Source organism: Pseudomonas sp. KnCO4 (assembly GCF_045344305.1).
In the GTDB taxonomy this organism is placed as follows: Bacteria; Pseudomonadota; Gammaproteobacteria; order Pseudomonadales; family Pseudomonadaceae; genus Aquipseudomonas; species Aquipseudomonas anuradhapurensis.
This window is the reverse complement of record NZ_CP174199.1, coordinates 601,568-619,111: the sequence shown is the minus strand read 5'-3', so window position 1 is coordinate 619,111 and position 17,544 is coordinate 601,568. Positions and strand designations below refer to the sequence as shown.

Genomic DNA, 17,544 nt, shown 5'->3' with positions numbered 1-17,544 from the left:
TGTAGGAGCGGCCTTGTGTCGCGATGGGGCGCGAAGCGGCCCCGGCAATTTGTGCAACTGCGCTGAAACCCCGGGGCTGTTTTGCAGCCCATCGCGACACAAGGCCGCTCCTACAGGGGCCGGTGTACTGCCTAGAGGCCGCCGGTGGCCTGGAAGCCCACACCTGCTGCGGTCAGCAACGACAACGGCAGCAACAGGGTGTCGAGCAGCATGCTCCCAGGCAAATCCAGCCCCGGATACGCCGGCGCATCAGCCCCGTAATGATCCCGTGGGCAACAGCCGCCATTCATGACATACAAGTCCAACCGGGTGCCGGCATACACCACCGGCGCCCCGGGCTTGTTGGCGTCCAGCGTACGCACCGTGGCGCAACCACTCAGTAGCCCCAGCGCCAGCAAGCCGCACAATGCGCGCCTCAATCATCCACCCCGTAGTGGTGCTCGCCCCAACGCGGCAACATGTCCTGGGGAATGTTCAGCAGATTGAGAATGCGCGCCACGACAAAGTCGACCAGGTCGTCGATGGTCTGCGGCTGGTGATAGAAGCCTGGCGATGCCGGCAGGATGATTGCGCCCATCTGTGACAGCTTGAGCATGTTCTCCAGGTGAATGGTGGAGAACGGCGCCTCGCGCGGCACCAGGATCAGCTGGCGACGCTCCTTGAGGGTAACGTCGGCAGCACGCTCGATCAGGTTGTTGCAGGCACCGGTGGCAATCGCCGAGAGGGTGCCGGTGGAACAGGGCACCACCACCATCGCCGCCGGCGCGCCAGAGCCCGAGGCTACCGGCGACATCCAGTCTTCCTTGCCATACACCCGGATCTGCCCGTCGGCAGCACCCGTGTATTCGGTAAGGAAGGCCTGCAGAGCCTGGGGTTTGGCCGGCAGCACCACGTCGGTCTCGGTGGCCACCACCAGTTGCGCGGCCTTGGAGATCAGGAAGTGTACCTCGCGGTCCTCGCGCACCAGGCAATCGAGCAGGCGCAGGCCATACTGCACGCCCGACGCCCCGGTCATCGCCAGTGTGATGCGTTCCGGCCCGTTCACTGCAATGCCTCGGCCAGCTTGCCGTGCAGGCCACCAAAGCCGCCGTTGCTCATGATCACCACGTGGGTGCCCGGGCGCGCCTGGCCCTTGACCCGCTCGATGATCGCCTCGAGGCTGTCGGCCACCACGCTCGGCACCTTGCACTGCGCGGCAGTCGCGGCCAGGTCCCAGCCGAGGTTGGCCGGGGCGTACCAGATCACCTGGTCGGCATCGTTGACGCTTTCCGGCAGGCCGTCACGGTGGGCACCGAGCTTCATCGAATTGGAGCGCGGCTCGATCACGGCAATGACCGGGGCCTCGCCAACGCGCTTGCGCAGGCCGTCGAGGGTGGTGGCGATGGCGGTCGGGTGGTGGGCGAAATCATCGTAGATGGTCACGCCTTGCACCTCGGCGACCTTCTCCATGCGCCGCTTGACGCTCTTGAACGCACTCAGGCCTTCGATGCCCATGGCCGGCACCACGCCAACGTGGCGGGCGGCTGCCAGGGTTGCCAGGGCATTGGCGACGTTGTGCTGGCCGGTCAGCGCCCAGTCCACCACGCCCTGCACTTCGCCTTCGAACAACACTTCGAAGCGCGAACCGTCCGGGCTCAGCAGGCGGGCCTGCCACTGGCCACCTTCACCGGTGGTTTGCACCGGGGTCCAGCAGCCCATGCCGATCACGCGTTCCAGCGCCTGCTCGGTGGTCGGGTGAATCACCAGGCCTTCGCTGGGGATGGTGCGTACCAGGTGGTGGAACTGCCGCTCGATCGACGCCAGGTCGGGGAAGATGTCCGCGTGGTCGAATTCGAGGTTGTTGAGGATCGCGGTGCGCGGGTGGTAGTGGACGAATTTCGAGCGCTTGTCGAAGAAGGCGCTGTCGTACTCATCGGCCTCGACCACGAAGAACGGGGTATTGCCCAGGCGCGCCGATACCGAGAAGTTCTGCGGTACACCACCGATCAGGAAGCCCGGGCTCATGCCGGCGTGCTCCAGCACCCAGGCCAGCATGCTGCTGGTGGTGGTCTTGCCATGGGTACCGGCAACGGCCAGTACCCAGCGGCCTTGCAGCACGTGGTCGGCCAGCCACTGCGGGCCGGAAACATACGGCAGGCCCTTGTTCAGCACGTACTCCACCGCCGGGTTGCCACGCGACATGGCATTGCCGATCACCACCAGGTCCGGTGCCGGCTCCAGCTGGGCCGGGTCATAGCCTTGGGTCAGCTCGATGCCCTGGGCTTCGAGCTGGGTGCTCATCGGGGGATAGACGTTGGCGTCAGAGCCGGTGACACGGTGGCCAAGTTCCTTGGCCAGCACCGCCAGCGAGCCCATGAAAGTGCCGCAAATACCGAGAATGTGAATATGCATGGTCGACCTCGCAAAACATCGAGGCAGGGTAGCGTAGGGCGAGAAAAATCGCACACGATGTTTCGCTCAATCGGCCCTGGTGATCCCGTGCTTGCGCAGTTTTCGATACAAGGTATTGCGGCTGATGCCCAAGTGCTCGGCAACCCGGGTGAGGTGCCAGTGTTTTGCCTCCAGGGTTTCCATGAGTGCTTGCCGTTCCGCATCTTGCAGGAGCGGCCTTGGGTCGCGATCGGGCTGCGCAGCAGCACTGGCGGCTTGCGCTGCGGGGTTGACATCCTGGGGCCGCGCTGCGGCCCTTTCGCGACACGAGGCCGCTCCTGCAAGGGCCGGTGTGTTGCGGACCATGGCGGGGAGATCCGGCAAGGTAATCCGGCTATCTTCGCAAAGCGCCACCAGCGTGCGCAGCACGTTGCGCATCTGCCGCACGTTGCCCGGCCAGGCAAAGTCGAGCAGCGCCTGGCGCGCCCTGGGTTCGATGTCGATCAATTGCCCCTGCGCTTCCTGGCGCAGCAGAAAGTCCAGCAACTGCGCCTTGTCACTGCGCTCGCGCACCGCTGGCAACGCCACTTCCAGGCCATTGAGGCGGTAATACAGGTCTTCACGGAAACTGCCCTGCTCCACCCGCTCCAGCAGGTCGCGGTGGGTAGCACTGACGATGCGCACGTCGACCGCCTGCGGCTCGCCACCGATCGGCACCACCTGGCGCTCTTCAAGTACCCGCAGCAAGCGGGTTTGCAGGGCCAGCGGCATGTCGCCGATCTCGTCCAGCAGCAAGGTGCCACCGTCGGCCTGCAGCAGCTTGCCACGCATGCCTTCCTTGCGCGCGCCGGTGAAACTGCCGCCGCGATAGCCGAACAGCTCGCTCTCGATCAGGCTCTCCGGGATCGACGCACAGTTGATGGCGACGAACGGTTTGCCGCGCCGCTCGCTGGCCTGGTGCACGGCCTGGGCGAACGCCTCCTTGCCGCACCCGGTCTCGCCGCGCAACAACAACGGCACGTCGCGATCGAATACGCGCACGCTGCGCCGGAAGTCGTTCTGCAAGGCCGGGTCGAGCAGGCAGACAAGCGGCTCGACCTCCCGCGCCGGCCGCGGCTGCGCGGCAGGCACCGACCATACCGGCGCACGGGCCTGGCCACGCAGGCTGGCGAACACCTGGCGCCCGTCCAGGGTATGCAGCGGCCAGGCTGTGCTGCCGGAGGGCGTGGCCCGGCTGAACAGTTCGTCGTGGCTGCAGGCAAAGAAGCGCTCCAGCGGTTTGCCCAGCACACCGCCACGCACCGTGCCCAGCAGGTTGAGTGCGCTCTGGTTGGCCGCGCAGATGCGCCCGTCACCGTCGAAGGCCAGCAGGCCTTCGCTGAACAGGCCGACCGATTCCGCCTGCAGGTGAAAACGCAGCAGCCATTGCTGCTCGAAATGACGCAGGAAATAACAGCTTTCGATCATCTTCGCCGACAGGTTGACCAGGGCCATGGTGTGGAACTGGCTCTGCCGGGAAACATCAGGCCGTGCCGAAGACACGTCCAGCACCGCCAGCAACTCGCCATGCGGGTCGAACACCGGGCTGGCCGAGCAGGTCAGGCCGGTGTGGCGGCCGCGGAAGTGCTCGTTCTGGTGAATGGTCAGGGCCTGGCGCTCGACCAGGCACGTGCCGATGCCGTTGGTGCCTTCGCGCGCTTCACTCCAGTCGGCGCCCAGCCACAGGCCGGCGCGCTCGAAGCTGCGCCGCTCGCTCGGGGCGCTGACACAGTTGAGGATGACCCCGCGCGCATCGGTCAGCAGCACCGCATGGCCGGCCCCGGATAGCTGCTGGTGCAGGCTGTTCATCTCATGATCGGCAATCTGCAGCACCTGGCGCAGGCGCTCGCGGCTTTCCAGCAGGCGCCCGTGCTCAAGCACTACTGGCGCCTCGATCACCGCTGGGTCGAGGTGGTAGTCCTCCAGGCAGCGTAGCCAGGAGCGGGCGATGGACGGGTCGCTAGCGCCCGCCCCGGCCCCGCCATGGGCGACGGTGTGGACTTGCTGGGCATGACGACTGAAATGATTGCTCTGCATTGTTGTAGTTCTCCGCAGATGGAGCGTCCCGCCAGCATCCTCCACCCGGGTGACCTTTGCAATGCATCCCCGGGTGACGTGTCGCAAATGGCACAAAGTGTCACCCCGGCGCGTACCGGCGCTGGCACAACGGCGCCTGGCCAGGCCCTGGAAAGCAGGCCAAGCCATTGATTTGCCTGGCACTGGCAACGCTGGCCCAACCTTTGCTCTACGCTTTTCAACTCCCTAACAAGCACAATAGCCAGGAGACACACCATGCGTTACGCACATCCCGGTACCGAAGGCGCGAAGGTTTCCTTCAAGAGCCGCTACGGCAACTACATCGGTGGTGAGTTCGTTCCTCCGGTAAAGGGTGAGTACTTCACCAACACCTCGCCGGTGAACGGCCAGCCGATCGCCGAATTCCCCCGCTCCACTGCCGAAGACATCGAAAAAGCCCTGGATGCCGCCCATGCGGCTGCCGACGCCTGGGGCCGTACCTCGGTGCAGGACCGCTCCAACGTCCTGCTGAAGATCGCCGACCGTATCGAACAGAACCTCGAACTGCTGGCCATCACTGAAACCTGGGACAACGGCAAGCCGGTGCGTGAAACCCTGAATGCCGACATCCCGCTGGCGGTCGACCACTTCCGCTACTTCGCTGGTTGCATCCGTGCCCAGGAAGGCGGCGCCGCCGAAATCAACGAAGGCACCGTGGCCTACCACATCCATGAGCCACTGGGCGTGGTCGGGCAGATCATCCCGTGGAACTTCCCGATCCTGATGGCCGCCTGGAAGCTCGCCCCGGCCCTGGCCGCCGGCAACTGCGTGGTGCTCAAGCCGGCCGAGCAGACCCCACTGGGCATCACCGTGCTGCTGGAGCTGATCGGCGACCTGTTGCCAAAAGGCGTGCTCAACGTGGTGCAAGGCTATGGCCGCGAAGCCGGTGAAGCCCTGGCCACCAGCAAGCGCATCGCCAAGATCGCCTTCACCGGCTCGACCCCGGTGGGTTCGCACATCATGAAGTGCGCCGCCGAGAACATCATCCCGTCCACCGTGGAACTGGGCGGCAAGTCGCCGAACATCTACTTCGAAGACATCATGCAGGCCGAGCCGAGCTTCATCGAGAAGGCCGCCGAAGGCATGGTGCTGGCGTTCTTCAACCAGGGCGAGGTGTGCACCTGCCCGTCGCGCGCCCTGGTCCAGGAGTCGATCTACCCGCAGTTCATGGAAGCGGTGATGAAGAAGGTGCAGCAGATCAAGCGCGGCGACCCGCTGGACACCGACACCATGGTCGGCGCCCAGGCCTCGCAACAGCAGTTCGAGAAGATCCTGTCGTACCTCGACATTGCCCAGGAGGAAGGCGCCGAGCTGCTGACCGGCGGCAAGGTGGAAAAACTCGAAGGCTCGCTGGCCACCGGTTACTACATCCAGCCGACCCTGCTCAAGGGCAACAACCGCATGCGCGTGTTCCAGGAGGAAATCTTCGGGCCGGTGGTCAGCGTCACCACGTTCAAGGACGAAGCCGAAGCGCTGGCGATCGCCAACGACACCGAGTTCGGCCTGGGCGCCGGCGTGTGGACCCGTGACATCAACCGTGCCTACCGCGTGGGCCGTGGGATCAAGGCAGGCCGGGTGTGGACCAACTGCTACCACCTGTACCCGGCGCATGCGGCGTTTGGCGGGTACAAGAAGTCGGGCGTCGGGCGTGAGACGCACAAGATGATGCTGGACCACTATCAGCAGACCAAGAACCTGCTGGTGAGCTACGACATCAATCCGTTGGGCTTCTTCTAAACCGCGTCGCGGCCTTCGCGGGCACGCCCGCTCCCACAGGTATTGCACTGGTCTTGAAACTGCTGCAGTCCCTGTGGGAGCGGGCAAGCCCGCGAAGAGGCAGGCCTGCATATACCAAACCCAGAGCGGCAACCGTGCACCAACCGCTCTGGCTCGCTTCCTGCAATGCCTATCACCATCGGCCCGGAACCCTTCCGGCCACCAAGAAAAACAACAGGTGAATCTATGCCAAGCGATCATTCCGCCGGCTCTCCGGCAGGCTCTTCCGTCGACTTCGAAAAGGTCGGCTCGGACTATTTCCAGCAACGTGAACTGAAAAAAGGCGCCGCCGGCTGGGTACTGCTGGTCGGCCTGGGCGTGGCCTATGTCATCTCCGGCGACTACGCCGGCTGGAACTTCGGCCTGGCCCAGGGTGGCTGGGGCGGGATGTTCCTCGCCACCCTGCTGATGGCCACCATGTACCTGTGCATGTGCTTCTCGCTGGCCGAACTGTCGTCGATGATCCCCACCGCAGGCGGCGGCTACGGTTTTGCCCGCAGCGCCTTCGGCCCGTGGGGCGGCTTCCTCACCGGCACGGCAATCCTCATCGAATACGCCATCGCCCCCGCCGCCATCGCGGTGTTCATCGGCGCCTATTGCCAGTCGCTGTTCGGTATCGGCGGCTGGATGATCTACCTGGCGTTCTACATCGTGTTCATCGGCATCCACATCTTCGGCGTGGGTGAGGCACTGAAGCTGATGTTCATCATCACCGCCATCGCCGCCATTGCCCTGGCTGTGTTTTTGGTGGGCATGGTGCCCCATTTTGATGCAGCCAACCTGTTCGACATCGCCAAGACAGATGCCGTGGGCGCCAGCAGCTTCCTGCCGTTCGGCTACGTCGGCGTGTGGGCAGCCATCCCCTACGCCATCTGGTTCTTCCTGGCTGTCGAAGGCGTGCCGCTGGCCGCGGAAGAAACCAAGAACCCCAAGCGCGACCTGCCACGCGGGCTGATCGGGGCCATGCTGGTCCTGCTCGCCTTCGCCCTGCTGATCCTGGTGGTCGGCCCCGGCGGCGCAGGCTCCGAGGCGCTGAAGGCCTCCGGCAACCCGCTGGTAGAAGCCTTGTCCAAGGCCTACGGCGGCTCTACCTGGATGGGCGGCTTCGTCAACCTGGTCGGGCTGGCCGGGCTGATCGCCAGCTTCTTCTCGATCATCTACGCCTATTCACGGCAGATCTTCGCCCTGTCGCGCGCCGGCTACCTGCCACGCAAGCTGTCGGAAACCAACAAGAGCAAGGCCCCGGTCATGGCCCTGGTGATCCCTGGCATCATCGGCTTCGCCCTGTCGCTGACCGGCCAGGGCGACCTGCTGATCCTGGTGGCGGTGTTCGGTGCCACACTGTCCTATGTGCTGATGATGGCCGCGCACATCACCCTGCGTATTCGCCGGCCGAAGATGGAGCGCCCGTACCGTACCCCCGGTGGCATCGTCACCTCGGGCGTGGCCCTGGTACTGGCCTGCATCGCCGTGGTCGCCGGTTTCCTGGTCGACCCACGGGTGGTGATTGGCGCCGCAGTGATCTATGCGGTATTAATTGCCTACTTTGCTTTGTACAGCCGCCACCACCTGGTAGCGGGCACACCGGAAGAGGAATTCGCCGCGATCCAGAAAGCCGAAGAGGCCCTGCACTGATCGCCGCCACCCGCCGCGGGGCGACCCGCGGCTCTGGAGAGTCTGTATGGCAAGTTTCGTACACACGGTGGGCCACCTGGTCTACCGCTTCGACAGCCTCAAGGAAGTGATGGCCAAGGCCAGCCCCGCCCGCTCGGGGGACTACCTGGCGGGCGTCGCCGCCAGCAACGACGGCGAACGGGTCGCCGCGCAGATGGCCCTGGCCAATATCCCGCTGACGCATTTCCTCAATGAAGCACTGATCCCTTACGAAGAAGACGAAGTCACCCGGCTGATCATCGACAGCCACGATGCCCAGGCATTTGCCAGCGTCAGCCACCTGACCGTGGGTGGCCTGCGCGACTGGCTGCTCAGTGATGCAGCCAACGAGGACAGCCTACGCGCCCTGGCGCCCGGGCTGACCCCGGAAATGGCCGCAGCGGTGTCGAAGATCATGCGCGTGCAGGACCTGGTGCTGGTGGCGCAGAAGATCCGCGTGGTCACGCGCTTCCGTGGCACCATGGGCCTGCGCGGGCGGCTGTCGACCCGGCTGCAGCCCAACCACCCGACCGACGAACCGGCCGGCATCGCCGCCAGCATCCTCGACGGCCTGCTGTACGGCAACGGCGACGCCATGATCGGCATCAACCCGGCCACCGACAGCATCGCTTCGATCTGCGCGCTGCTGGAAATGCTCGACGCCATCATCCAGCGCTACGACATCCCCACCCAGGCTTGCGTACTGACCCACGTGACCACGTCGATCGAGGCGATCAACCGTGGCGTGCCGCTGGACCTGGTGTTCCAGTCCATTGCCGGCACCGAAGCGGCCAACGCCGGCTTCGGCATCAACCTCAATGTGCTGCAGGAAGGCTACGAAGCGGGCCTTTCGCTGAAGCGCGGCACCCTCGGGCAGAACCTGATGTACTTCGAAACCGGCCAGGGCAGCGCGCTGTCGGCCAACGCCCACCACGGCGTCGACCAGCAAACCTGCGAAACCCGCGCCTATGCCGTGGCCCGCCATTTCAAGCCGTTCCTGGTCAACACCGTGGTCGGCTTCATCGGCCCGGAGTACCTGTACAACGGCAAGCAGATCATCCGCGCCGGCCTCGAGGACCACTTCTGTGGCAAGCTGCTGGGTGTGCCGATGGGTTGCGACATCTGCTACACCAACCACGCCGAAGCCGACCAGGACGACATGGACACCCTGCTGACCTTGCTGGGCGTGGCCGGGATCAACTTCATCATGGGCATCCCCGGTTCCGACGACATCATGCTCAACTACCAGACCACCTCGTTCCACGATGCGCTGTACGCGCGCCAGACCCTGGGCCTGAAACCCGGGCCGGAATTCGAGGCCTGGCTGGCCCGCACCGGCATCTTCACCCAGGCCGATGGCCGGGTACGCTTTGGTGACAACCTGCCGCCGGCTTTCCGCCAGGCCTTGGCACAGCTTGCATAGGGATGACCATGGACCATCGCACGCCTACCCCCGACAACCCCTGGCTGGCCTTGCGCAACCTCACCCCGGCGCGCATCGCCCTGGGCCGTGCCGGCACCAGCCTGCCAACCGGCGCGCAGCTGGACTTCCAGTTCGCCCATGCCCAGGCGCGCGACGCCGTGCACCTGGCGTTCGATCACGCCAGCCTGGCTGCGCAGCTGGCTGAACGTGGCCGCGACAGCCTGGTGCTGCACAGCGCTGCCAGCGACCGCAACCAATACCTGCAACGCCCGGACCTTGGGCGCCGCCTGAACGAAGATTCGGTAGCGGCGCTGCGCCAGCACGCCCAGGCCAACCCCGGCGGGGTCGACCTGGCCATCGTCGTGGCGGACGGCCTGTCGGCCCTGGCCGTGCACCGTCACACCCTGCCGTTCCTGGCTCGCTTCGAGGAGCAGGCCGCCGCCGACGGCTGGACCAGCGCGCCGGTGGTGCTGGTGCAGCAGGGCCGCGTGGCCGTGGCCGACGAGGTCGGTGAACTGCTGGGTGCGCGCATGACGGTGATGCTGATTGGCGAACGCCCGGGGCTCAGCTCGCCCGACAGCCTCGGCCTGTACTTTACCTATGCGCCGAAGGTCGGCCTGACCGATGCCTACCGCAACTGCATTTCCAACATCCGCCTGGAGGGGCTGAGCTACGGCATGGCCGCGCACCGCTTGCTGTACCTGATGCGCGAAGCCTGCCGGCGTCAGCTTTCCGGAGTGAATCTGAAGGACGAAGCCGAAGTCCATAGCCTTGAGAGTGAACATGGCGCCGGCCAGAAGGGCAACTTCCTGCTCGGCAAAGGGTAAAAAACCTGTAACGGAAGGCGGATTGCACTTGCGCCGCGCATTGGGCAGCATGCCCAGGAAAGCTGCTGGCAATCCGCTGTTTCCCCTAATGGACTCTGAGGGCCGCACATGCGCATCATCAAGGCAACCCTGGAACACCTCGACCTGCTCACGCCGATGTTCGTCAAATACCGTGAGTTCTACGGGCAGCTTCCCTACCCCGACAGCTCGCGCAGCTTCCTGGAAAAACGCCTGAAGCGGGATGAGTCGGTGATCTACCTGGCCTTGCCGGATGACGACGACAGCAAGCTGCTGGGTTTCTGCCAGCTCTACCCGAGCTATTCGTCGCTGTCGCTGAAGCGGGTGTGGATTCTCAACGACATCTATGTGGCCGAGGATTCGCGGCGCATGCTGGTGGCCGACCACCTGATGCGCGAGGCGAAGAAGATGGCCAAGGAAACCAACGCCGTGCGCATGCGGGTATCAACCAGCGCGGACAATGAAGTAGCGCACAAGACTTACGAGTCCATCGGGTTTCGTGAGGATAACGAGTTCAAGAGCTATATCCTGCCGATCAACCAGGATTGACTGTGCTGGCCCTTTCGCGGGCGCGCCCGCTCCCACAGGGATATCACCGCTTTCCAAGGCTGTGCCGTACCTGTGGGAGCGGGCGTGCCCGCGAAGAAGCCGGAATGGGACTACCCCTGCCGTAACCCCCCGCTACAAACTCCCCGGGCATGATCCTGACTTAGCCGTATAATGGCCCACCTGTCATGTGTGAAATTTTACCCATCGCCAGGTAACCGAGCCTACGCCCCAAGAACACAGGTGCTGTACATGGATTTCAACCCGCTGGACCTTATCCTGCATCTCGATGCCTACCTCGATCTGCTGGTCACCAATTACGGTCCCTGGATCTACGCCATCCTCTTCACCGTGATCTTCTGCGAAACCGGGCTGGTGGTGATGCCCTTCCTGCCAGGCGATTCGCTGCTGTTCATCGCCGGCGCCGTGGCCGCCGGTGGCGGCATGGACCCGTTGCTGCTGGCCGGCCTGCTGATGGCTGCGGCGATCCTCGGCGACAGCACCAACTACGTGATCGGCCGCACGGTTGGCGAACGCCTGTTCAACAAGCCCAACTCGAAGATCTTCCGCCGCGACTACCTGCAGCGCACCCACGATTTCTATGAGCGCCACGGCGGCAAGACCGTGACCATGGCGCGCTTCCTGCCGATCCTGCGCACCTTCGCGCCATTCGTCGCCGGCATCGCCCACATGCATTACCCGCGCTTCCTCGGCTTCAGCGTCGCCGGTTCGCTGCTGTGGGTCGGAGGCCTGGTAACCTTGGGTTACTTCTTCGGCAACGTGCCATTCATCAAGCAGCACCTGTCGCTGATGGTGGTGGGTATCATCCTCCTGTCGCTGGTGCCGATGATCCTGGGCCTGCTGCGTGGCCGCCTGGGCCGTACGGCCAAGGCTCACTGAAGCTGGCCGATGTGGTCGTTCAGCGCCTGGCGGCGCAAGCGCACCCTGGCGCGCTACCCCATCGCCCCCCAGCAATGGCAGGCCGTGCGCGCGCGCCTGCCGATGCTGGACGGCATCACTGAAGCAGAAGACCGCTGGCTGCGAGAAGCCTGCATCCTGTTCCTGCTGGACAAACACCTCACCTGCCTGCCCGGCGTCGAACTGGACGACGAGCAGCGCCTGTTGCTGGCGGCCCAGGCCCAGTTGCCCCTGTTGCACCTGGGCGAGCTGAACTGGTACCAGGGGTTCCACGAGATCATCCTCTACCCCGACGACTTCAAGAGCCCCCAGCGCCACCGTGATGCCAGTGGCGTGGAACACGTCTGGGATGGCGAACACAGCGGCGAGGCCTGGCAGCAGGGCCCGGTCATCCTGGCCTGGAATGGCGTGCTGGCCAGTGGCGGCTGGGAGGCCTACAACCTGGTCATCCATGAACTGGCGCACAAGCTCGACATGCTCAACGGCGATGCCAACGGCCTGCCGCCACTGCACAACGGCATGCCGGTAGAGGAATGGGCCAGCGCCATGCAACAGGCCTACGACGACCTCAACCGCCAGCTGGACAACGACCCCGACGCCGAAACCGCCATCGACCCTTATGCCGCGGAAAACCCAGCCGAGTTCTTCGCCGTCACCAGCGAATACTTCTTTAGTGCCCCCGACCTGCTGCAGCAGGCTTATCCAAAGGTCTACCACCAGTTGTCGCAGTTCTACCGCCAGGACCCGCTGGCGCGCCTGTGCCGGCTGCAGGCCGAACACCCGGACTACCGCGCAAGCCACGCCTGACGGGGCCGCACATCAGGCCAGGCGTGGCATGCCCCGGCAGAATGTGCCTATAATCGCCGCCACTTTTTTGGTCAAACACGGGGGCACTGCCCAATGAGCTACAGCAAGATTCCGGCGGGCAAAGACCTGCCGAACGACATCTACGTCGCCATCGAGATCCCGGCCAACCACGCGCCGATCAAATACGAGATCGACAAGGACAGCGACACCCTGTTCGTCGACCGTTTCATGGCTACCCCGATGTTCTACCCAGCCAACTACGGTTTCATCCCGAACACCCTGGCTGACGACGGTGACCCGCTGGACGTGCTGGTTGTTACTCCGTACCCGGTGGCCCCAGGTTCGGTCATCCGCGCCCGTCCGGTTGGCGTTCTGAACATGACCGACGACGGCGGCGGCGACGCCAAGGTCATCGCTGTTCCTCACGACAAGCTGTCGCAGCTGTACGTCGACGTGAAGGAATACACCGACCTGCCAGCCCTGCTGATCCAGCAGATCGAGCACTTCTTTGCCAACTACAAAGATCTCGAGAAGGGCAAGTGGGTCAAGATCGAAGGCTGGGAAGGCGCCGACGCCGCCCGTGCTGCGATCACCAAGTCGGTGGCTGCCTACAAGGGCTGATACCGGTTGCACGAAGAACCCCGCCTCGGCGGGGTTTTTTTATGCTTGGAGGCTGGCCCAGGGGGCTGTGGAGGCGGCCTGTGGCAGCTGCGACGCTTAGTAAAAAATCCTACACCGTCCTACTCCAACGCCCTACAAATCGCTGTTTTCACACAGACCTCATCAACATCCGGTTGATATCCTTGCCGGCACCGCGCCGCTACACTCGCCGCCATGAACACATCCGGTGACCGCCTCAAAGCTCTCCTCCACGAATGTGGCCTTACCCCGTCCGATTTCGCCGCCCAGCGCAGCGTGACACCCCAGCACGTCAACAACTGGTTCAAGCGCGGTGTGCCGTTGGCCCGGCTGGACGAACTGGCCGACCTGTTCTGTGTACATCGTCGCTGGTTGCGCACCGGTGAAGGGCCCAAGCACCTCAACCCGATCCCGCGCAACCATTCCCCGGCGCCAGCGCCCGGCAACCTGCCCACGCCGCTGTCGGCGCGAGGGGGCCGGGTGTTGAAGCTGCCCTTTTACGAATTGCACAGCGGCCTGCTGTCGCCCGTGCCCGGCAGGCACCTGTGCCTGCCCGCAAAAGCGCTGAGAAGCCTCGGCGTGCAAGCCGAAAACGCCATCTGCCTGGCCATGCCCGCCGGCAACATGGCCCCACTGATGCCGCAGCAGGCCACCCTTGCCATCGACCTGGGCATGACCCAGGTGGTTGAGGGCGAAACCTATGCCCTGCTGCACAATGGCACGCTCCGGGTGAACAACCTCAGCCTCGGCCAGCACGGCACGCTGTACCTGCACAGCCTTGACCGGCGCAGCTACGCGGTCGAACGCTACACCACCGTGCAGCGCCAGGCGCAGGGGCTGGAAATCCTCGGCTGGGTCTTCCACTGGTCGCATTTTCGCCAGCAACGGCCTGGCTGAAACAACCTGTGCCATTTTTTGCTGGGCATCCCGCGCGCGCCCTTGTATGCTACGCCGCACATTCAGCCCCGACCGGCGCATGCCGCGGTCCAGAGGGCTCGGCGATATCCCACACGGGCATCTGCCAATTCTTTCAGGCCTTGATGGCCACACAGTTAAGGCGATTGCGGCTTACCAAAAATTAGTCGGAAGCGTCCCCGAGAAGCCGGCCACAAGCCGGCTTTTTAATGCCCTCCTGAAATTCCTTCCCCGCCTTCCGGGCTGCGCGTACACGCCTCGCCTGCCCAAGCTGACTAAAAAGTAATGTAGCGCTCAGCCAGTTGACAGCGCGCGCCGGCTAGCCTGCAGTCTGTTGATGCTTATCGAAAAATTATCGACTGACTGGACGCAACGGCATGCAAAGCAAAACCACGAGACGCTCCTTCGTCAAAGGCCTGGCCGCTACCGGACTGCTTGGCGGGTTGGGCATGTGGCGCGCGCCGGTCTGGGCGGTGACCAGCCCTGGCCAACCGCATGTACTGACGGGCACCGATTTTGACCTGTACATCGGCGAACTGCCGGTGAATTTTACCGGCGCCAAGCGCACGGCGATGGCCATCAACGGCTCCGTGCCTGGGCCCATCCTGCGCTGGCGCGAAGGCGACACCGTCACCCTGCGTGTGCGTAACCGTTTGCAGCAGGACACCTCCATTCACTGGCACGGCATCATCCTGCCGGCCAACATGGACGGCGTGCCGGGCCTGAGCTTCCACGGCATCGCCCCCGACGGCATGTACGAGTACCGGTTCAAGGTCCAGCAGAATGGTACCTACTGGTACCACAGCCACTCCGGGTTCCAGGAACAAGTTGGGGTGTACGGCGCCCTGGTCATCGATGCGAAAGAGCCCGAGCCGTTCAGCTACGACCGGGACTACGTGGTGATGCTCAGCGACTGGACAGACGAAGACCCTGCCCGGGTGCTGTCCAAGCTCAAGAAGCAGTCGGACTATTACAACTACCACAAGCGCACGGTGGGTGACTTCGTCAACGATGTCAGCGAAATGGGCTGGGCGGCTGCGCTAGCCGACCGGAAGATGTGGGCCGAGATGAAGATGAGCCCCACCGACCTCGCCGACGTGAGTGGCTACACCTACACCTACCTGATGAATGGCCAGGCGCCGGACGGTAACTGGACGGGCGTGTTCAAGCCGGGCGAGAAAATCCGCCTGCGCTTCATCAACGGCTCTGCCATGACCTATTTCGACGTGCGCATTCCCGGCCTGAAGATGACCGTTGTCGCGGCAGACGGGCAGCACGTCAAGCCCGTTTCGGTCGACGAGTTGCGCATCGCCGTTGCCGAAACCTACGACGTCATCGTCGAACCTGAAAGCGAGCAGGCATACACCATTTTCGCCCAGTCCATGGACCGTACCGGGTATTCCAGGGGCACCCTGGCTGTTCGCGAGGGCTTGCAGGCGCCTGTGCCAACCGTGGATCCACGCCCCATCATCTCGATGAACGATATGGGCATGGACCATGGCGACATGGGCGGTATGGACCATGACAGCATGGCCGGCATGGACCACAACAGCATGGCCGGCATGGACCACGGCGCCATGACCGGCACAAGCTCGGCCATGCAACGTCACCCGGCCTCCGAGACCAACAACCCGCTGGTCGACATGCAGACCATGTCGCCGGCGCCAAAGCTGAGCGATCCCGGGATTGGGCTACGCAACAATGGCCGCCGCGTGCTCACCTATGCCGACCTGCGCAGCACCTTCCCTGACCCGGACGGCCGCGCGCCGGGGCGCACAATCGAACTGCACCTCACCGGGCACATGGAAAAATTCGCCTGGTCCTTCGACGGCATCAAGTTTTCCGATGCCGAGCCACTGCGCCTGAAGTATGGCGAGCGCCTGCGTATCACCCTGGTCAACGACACCATGATGACTCACCCCATCCACCTGCATGGCATGTGGAGCGACCTGGAGGATGAGCACGGCAACTTCATGGTGCGCAAGCACACCATCGACATGCCGCCGGGCTCGAAACGCAGCTATCGCGTCACTGCAGATGCCCTGGGGCGTTGGGCCTATCACTGTCACCTGCTGTTCCATATGGAAATGGGCATGTTCCGAGAAGTCCGTGTGGACGAATGAACTGGAGATCCGAGATGAGCAAAGCCATGAAACGAAGCGCGTTTTTCCTCTCTGCCGCGATGGCGGGCCTGCTTGCTATCCATGCACCCTCCTCGTGGTCCGATGACACCAGCAAACAACCGGCCAATGCTGCAAACGCCAAAGGCGCACAGGGCATGGACCACGGCGCCATGAAAGGCATGGACCACGGCAACATGCAGGGCATGAACCATGACGCCATGAAAGGCATGGACCACAGCACCATGAAGGGAATGGACCATGGCGCGATGCAAGGCATGGACCATGGCAAGATGATGGAATCGCATGGCAGCGATAAAGCTAAGGCAGGGAACGATGCTCAATAGCCTGGCACGACCATCGCTGCTGGCATGGGGCGTTGCCCTGGGCATGCTGGGCACTGCGCCCAGCTTCGCCGCCGGGGCAATGGACCATTCGGCCATGGGGCACGATGCCATGCCGATGGATAGCGGCTCGTCGCACGATTCGATGCCGGGCATGGACCACAGCAAGATGGACCACGGCAGCATGCAGGGCATGGACCACGGCAAGATGGACCACGGCAGCATGCAGGGCATGGACCATGGCAAGATGAACCACGGCAGCATGCAGGGCATGGACCATGGCAAGATGAACCACGGCAGCATGCAGGACATGGACCACTCGACGATGAATCACGGCTCGGCAGAGGCACCGACGACGACCAGCCGTACCCCGATCCCGGTGTTGACGGATGCGGACCGCGAGGCAGCCTTCCCCCCGTTGGGTGGGCACCAGATGCACGACAGCGCAATCAACAGCTTCCTGCTGCTGGATCAGCTGGAGTACCAGGATGCGGACGAAGGCAGCACGCTGGCCTGGGATGCATCAGGCTGGATAGGTGGCGATATCAACCGGTTGTGGATCCGCTCCGAAGGCGAACGCACCAACGGCGTCAGCGAAGATGCCGAATTGCAGTTGCTATACGGCCGCTCGGTCAGCCCTTGGTGGGATGTGGTTGCCGGGGTGCGCCAGGACTTCAAGCCCGAATCGCCCCAGACCTGGGCGGCATTCGGTATCCAGGGCATGGCGCTGTACGACTTCGAGACCGAAGCCACCGCATTCATTGGCGAGAACGGCCAGGCTGCTGCTCGCCTGGAAGGCGACTACGACATCCTGCTGACCAACCGCCTGATCCTGCAGCCAACCGCTGAAGCCAACTTCTACGGCAAGAACGACCCTGAGCGCGGCGTAGGTTCCGGCCTGGCCAATACCGAGGTCGGGCTGCGCCTGCGCTACGAGATTGTCCGCCAGTTCGCTCCCTACATCGGCATCACCTGGAAACGTTCCTATGGCAAAACTGCCGATTTCGTCCGGGATGAGGGTGGCGATGTGGATGAAGCGCGTTTCGTCGCCGGTATCCGCATGTGGTTTTGAG

The 17,544-nt window shown here is 63.9% G+C and carries 16 protein-coding genes; 12 read left to right on the top strand and 4 right to left on the bottom strand.

Features of this window, described 5'->3' with window-relative positions; all coding sequences use genetic code 11:
- Positions 1-131: 131 nt before the first annotated feature.
- The 4 genes from ACJA3S_RS02855 to ACJA3S_RS02840 form a co-directional block, all read right to left on the bottom strand.
- Positions 132-419, bottom strand: a complete 288-nt coding sequence (locus ACJA3S_RS02855; RefSeq protein ID WP_170028086.1) for a YceK/YidQ family lipoprotein — start codon at positions 417-419, stop codon at positions 132-134.
- A complete protein-coding gene (gene ubiX / locus ACJA3S_RS02850) occupies positions 416-1,045 on the bottom strand; it encodes a flavin prenyltransferase UbiX (RefSeq protein ID WP_406820772.1) in 630 nt (209 codons plus the stop codon). The genes ACJA3S_RS02855 and ubiX overlap by 4 nt, the downstream gene beginning before the upstream one ends.
- A complete protein-coding gene (gene mpl, locus ACJA3S_RS02845) occupies positions 1,042-2,391 on the bottom strand; it encodes a UDP-N-acetylmuramate:L-alanyl-gamma-D-glutamyl-meso-diaminopimelate ligase (protein WP_170028084.1) in 1,350 nt (449 codons plus the stop codon). The genes ubiX and mpl overlap by 4 nt, the downstream gene beginning before the upstream one ends.
- A gap of 66 nt (positions 2,392-2,457) precedes the next feature.
- On the bottom strand, positions 2,458-4,446 hold the full coding sequence (locus ACJA3S_RS02840) for a sigma-54-dependent Fis family transcriptional regulator (protein WP_406820771.1): 1,989 nt from the start codon (positions 4,444-4,446) through the stop codon (positions 2,458-2,460).
- A gap of 255 nt (positions 4,447-4,701) precedes the next feature.
- Between ACJA3S_RS02840 and ACJA3S_RS02835 the strand changes: the two genes are divergently transcribed.
- The 12 genes from ACJA3S_RS02835 to ACJA3S_RS02780 all read left to right on the top strand — a co-directional run bounded on the left by ACJA3S_RS02835 (position 4,702) and on the right by ACJA3S_RS02780 (position 17,543).
- Positions 4,702-6,222 (top strand): aldehyde dehydrogenase family protein, encoded by a 1,521-nt coding sequence (locus ACJA3S_RS02835; protein WP_200626194.1) that lies wholly within the window; start codon positions 4,702-4,704, stop codon positions 6,220-6,222.
- 225 nt (positions 6,223-6,447) lie between these two features.
- On the top strand, positions 6,448-7,896 hold the full coding sequence (gene eat, locus ACJA3S_RS02830; RefSeq protein WP_170028081.1) for an ethanolamine permease: 1,449 nt from the start codon (positions 6,448-6,450) through the stop codon (positions 7,894-7,896).
- A gap of 46 nt (positions 7,897-7,942) precedes the next feature.
- The gene (locus ACJA3S_RS02825) at positions 7,943-9,337 is read left to right on the top strand and encodes an ethanolamine ammonia-lyase subunit EutB (RefSeq protein ID WP_406820770.1); all 1,395 of its coding nucleotides are present in this window, start codon (positions 7,943-7,945) and stop codon (positions 9,335-9,337) included.
- 8 nt (positions 9,338-9,345) lie between these two features.
- Positions 9,346-10,164: an ethanolamine ammonia-lyase subunit EutC gene (gene eutC, locus ACJA3S_RS02820; protein ID WP_406820769.1), complete on the top strand. Its 819-nt coding sequence runs from the start codon at positions 9,346-9,348 to the stop codon at positions 10,162-10,164.
- Positions 10,165-10,272: 108 nt separating this feature from the next.
- The gene (locus ACJA3S_RS02815) at positions 10,273-10,731 is read left to right on the top strand and encodes a GNAT family N-acetyltransferase (RefSeq protein WP_170028078.1); all 459 of its coding nucleotides are present in this window, start codon (positions 10,273-10,275) and stop codon (positions 10,729-10,731) included.
- A 249-nt stretch (positions 10,732-10,980) separates the two neighbouring features.
- Positions 10,981-11,628, top strand: a complete 648-nt coding sequence (locus tag ACJA3S_RS02810; protein ID WP_170028077.1) for a DedA family protein — start codon at positions 10,981-10,983, stop codon at positions 11,626-11,628.
- A gap of 9 nt (positions 11,629-11,637) precedes the next feature.
- Positions 11,638-12,453: a zinc-dependent peptidase gene (locus tag ACJA3S_RS02805; protein WP_170028076.1), complete on the top strand. Its 816-nt coding sequence runs from the start codon at positions 11,638-11,640 to the stop codon at positions 12,451-12,453.
- Between the two features lie 93 nt (positions 12,454-12,546).
- Positions 12,547-13,074, top strand: coding sequence for an inorganic diphosphatase (gene ppa / locus ACJA3S_RS02800; protein WP_003255365.1), 528 nt, complete (start codon positions 12,547-12,549; stop codon positions 13,072-13,074).
- Between the two features lie 213 nt (positions 13,075-13,287).
- A complete protein-coding gene (locus tag ACJA3S_RS02795; protein ID WP_170028075.1) occupies positions 13,288-13,989 on the top strand; it encodes a helix-turn-helix transcriptional regulator in 702 nt (233 codons plus the stop codon).
- A gap of 395 nt (positions 13,990-14,384) precedes the next feature.
- Complete coding sequence (locus ACJA3S_RS02790) at positions 14,385-16,130, top strand: copper resistance system multicopper oxidase (RefSeq protein WP_406820768.1); 1,746 nt, start codon at positions 14,385-14,387, stop codon at positions 16,128-16,130.
- Positions 16,127-16,474, top strand: coding sequence for a hypothetical protein (locus ACJA3S_RS02785; protein WP_406820767.1), 348 nt, complete (start codon positions 16,127-16,129; stop codon positions 16,472-16,474). The genes ACJA3S_RS02790 and ACJA3S_RS02785 overlap by 4 nt, the downstream gene beginning before the upstream one ends.
- A complete protein-coding gene (locus tag ACJA3S_RS02780; protein ID WP_406820766.1) occupies positions 16,464-17,543 on the top strand; it encodes a copper resistance protein B in 1,080 nt (359 codons plus the stop codon). Before ACJA3S_RS02785 ends, ACJA3S_RS02780 begins: the two co-directional genes overlap by 11 nt.
- The last annotated feature ends 1 nt before the right edge of the window (position 17,544 follow it).

What these genes read in the sequence shown, in the direction of transcription:
- ACJA3S_RS02795 (WP_170028075.1), top strand. Translation starts at nt 13,288, where the DNA reads ATGAACACATCCGGTGACCGCCTCAAAGCTCTCCTCCACGAATGTGGC.
- ACJA3S_RS02835 (WP_200626194.1), top strand. Translation starts at nt 4,702, where the DNA reads ATGCGTTACGCACATCCCGGTACCGAAGGCGCGAAGGTTTCCTTCAAG.
- ACJA3S_RS02790 (WP_406820768.1), top strand. Translation starts at nt 14,385, where the DNA reads ATGCAAAGCAAAACCACGAGACGCTCCTTCGTCAAAGGCCTGGCCGCT.
- ppa (WP_003255365.1), top strand. Translation starts at nt 12,547, where the DNA reads ATGAGCTACAGCAAGATTCCGGCGGGCAAAGACCTGCCGAACGACATC.
- ACJA3S_RS02825 (WP_406820770.1), top strand. Translation starts at nt 7,943, where the DNA reads ATGGCAAGTTTCGTACACACGGTGGGCCACCTGGTCTACCGCTTCGAC.
- ACJA3S_RS02810 (WP_170028077.1), top strand. Translation starts at nt 10,981, where the DNA reads ATGGATTTCAACCCGCTGGACCTTATCCTGCATCTCGATGCCTACCTC.
- eat (WP_170028081.1), top strand. Translation starts at nt 6,448, where the DNA reads ATGCCAAGCGATCATTCCGCCGGCTCTCCGGCAGGCTCTTCCGTCGAC.
- ACJA3S_RS02805 (WP_170028076.1), top strand. Translation starts at nt 11,638, where the DNA reads ATGTGGTCGTTCAGCGCCTGGCGGCGCAAGCGCACCCTGGCGCGCTAC.
- mpl (WP_170028084.1), bottom strand. Translation starts at nt 2,391, where the DNA reads ATGCATATTCACATTCTCGGTATTTGCGGCACTTTCATGGGCTCGCTG.
- ACJA3S_RS02785 (WP_406820767.1), top strand. Translation starts at nt 16,127, where the DNA reads ATGAACTGGAGATCCGAGATGAGCAAAGCCATGAAACGAAGCGCGTTT.
- ACJA3S_RS02815 (WP_170028078.1), top strand. Translation starts at nt 10,273, where the DNA reads ATGCGCATCATCAAGGCAACCCTGGAACACCTCGACCTGCTCACGCCG.
- ACJA3S_RS02840 (WP_406820771.1), bottom strand. Translation starts at nt 4,446, where the DNA reads ATGCAGAGCAATCATTTCAGTCGTCATGCCCAGCAAGTCCACACCGTC.
- ACJA3S_RS02780 (WP_406820766.1), top strand. Translation starts at nt 16,464, where the DNA reads ATGCTCAATAGCCTGGCACGACCATCGCTGCTGGCATGGGGCGTTGCC.
- eutC (WP_406820769.1), top strand. Translation starts at nt 9,346, where the DNA reads ATGGACCATCGCACGCCTACCCCCGACAACCCCTGGCTGGCCTTGCGC.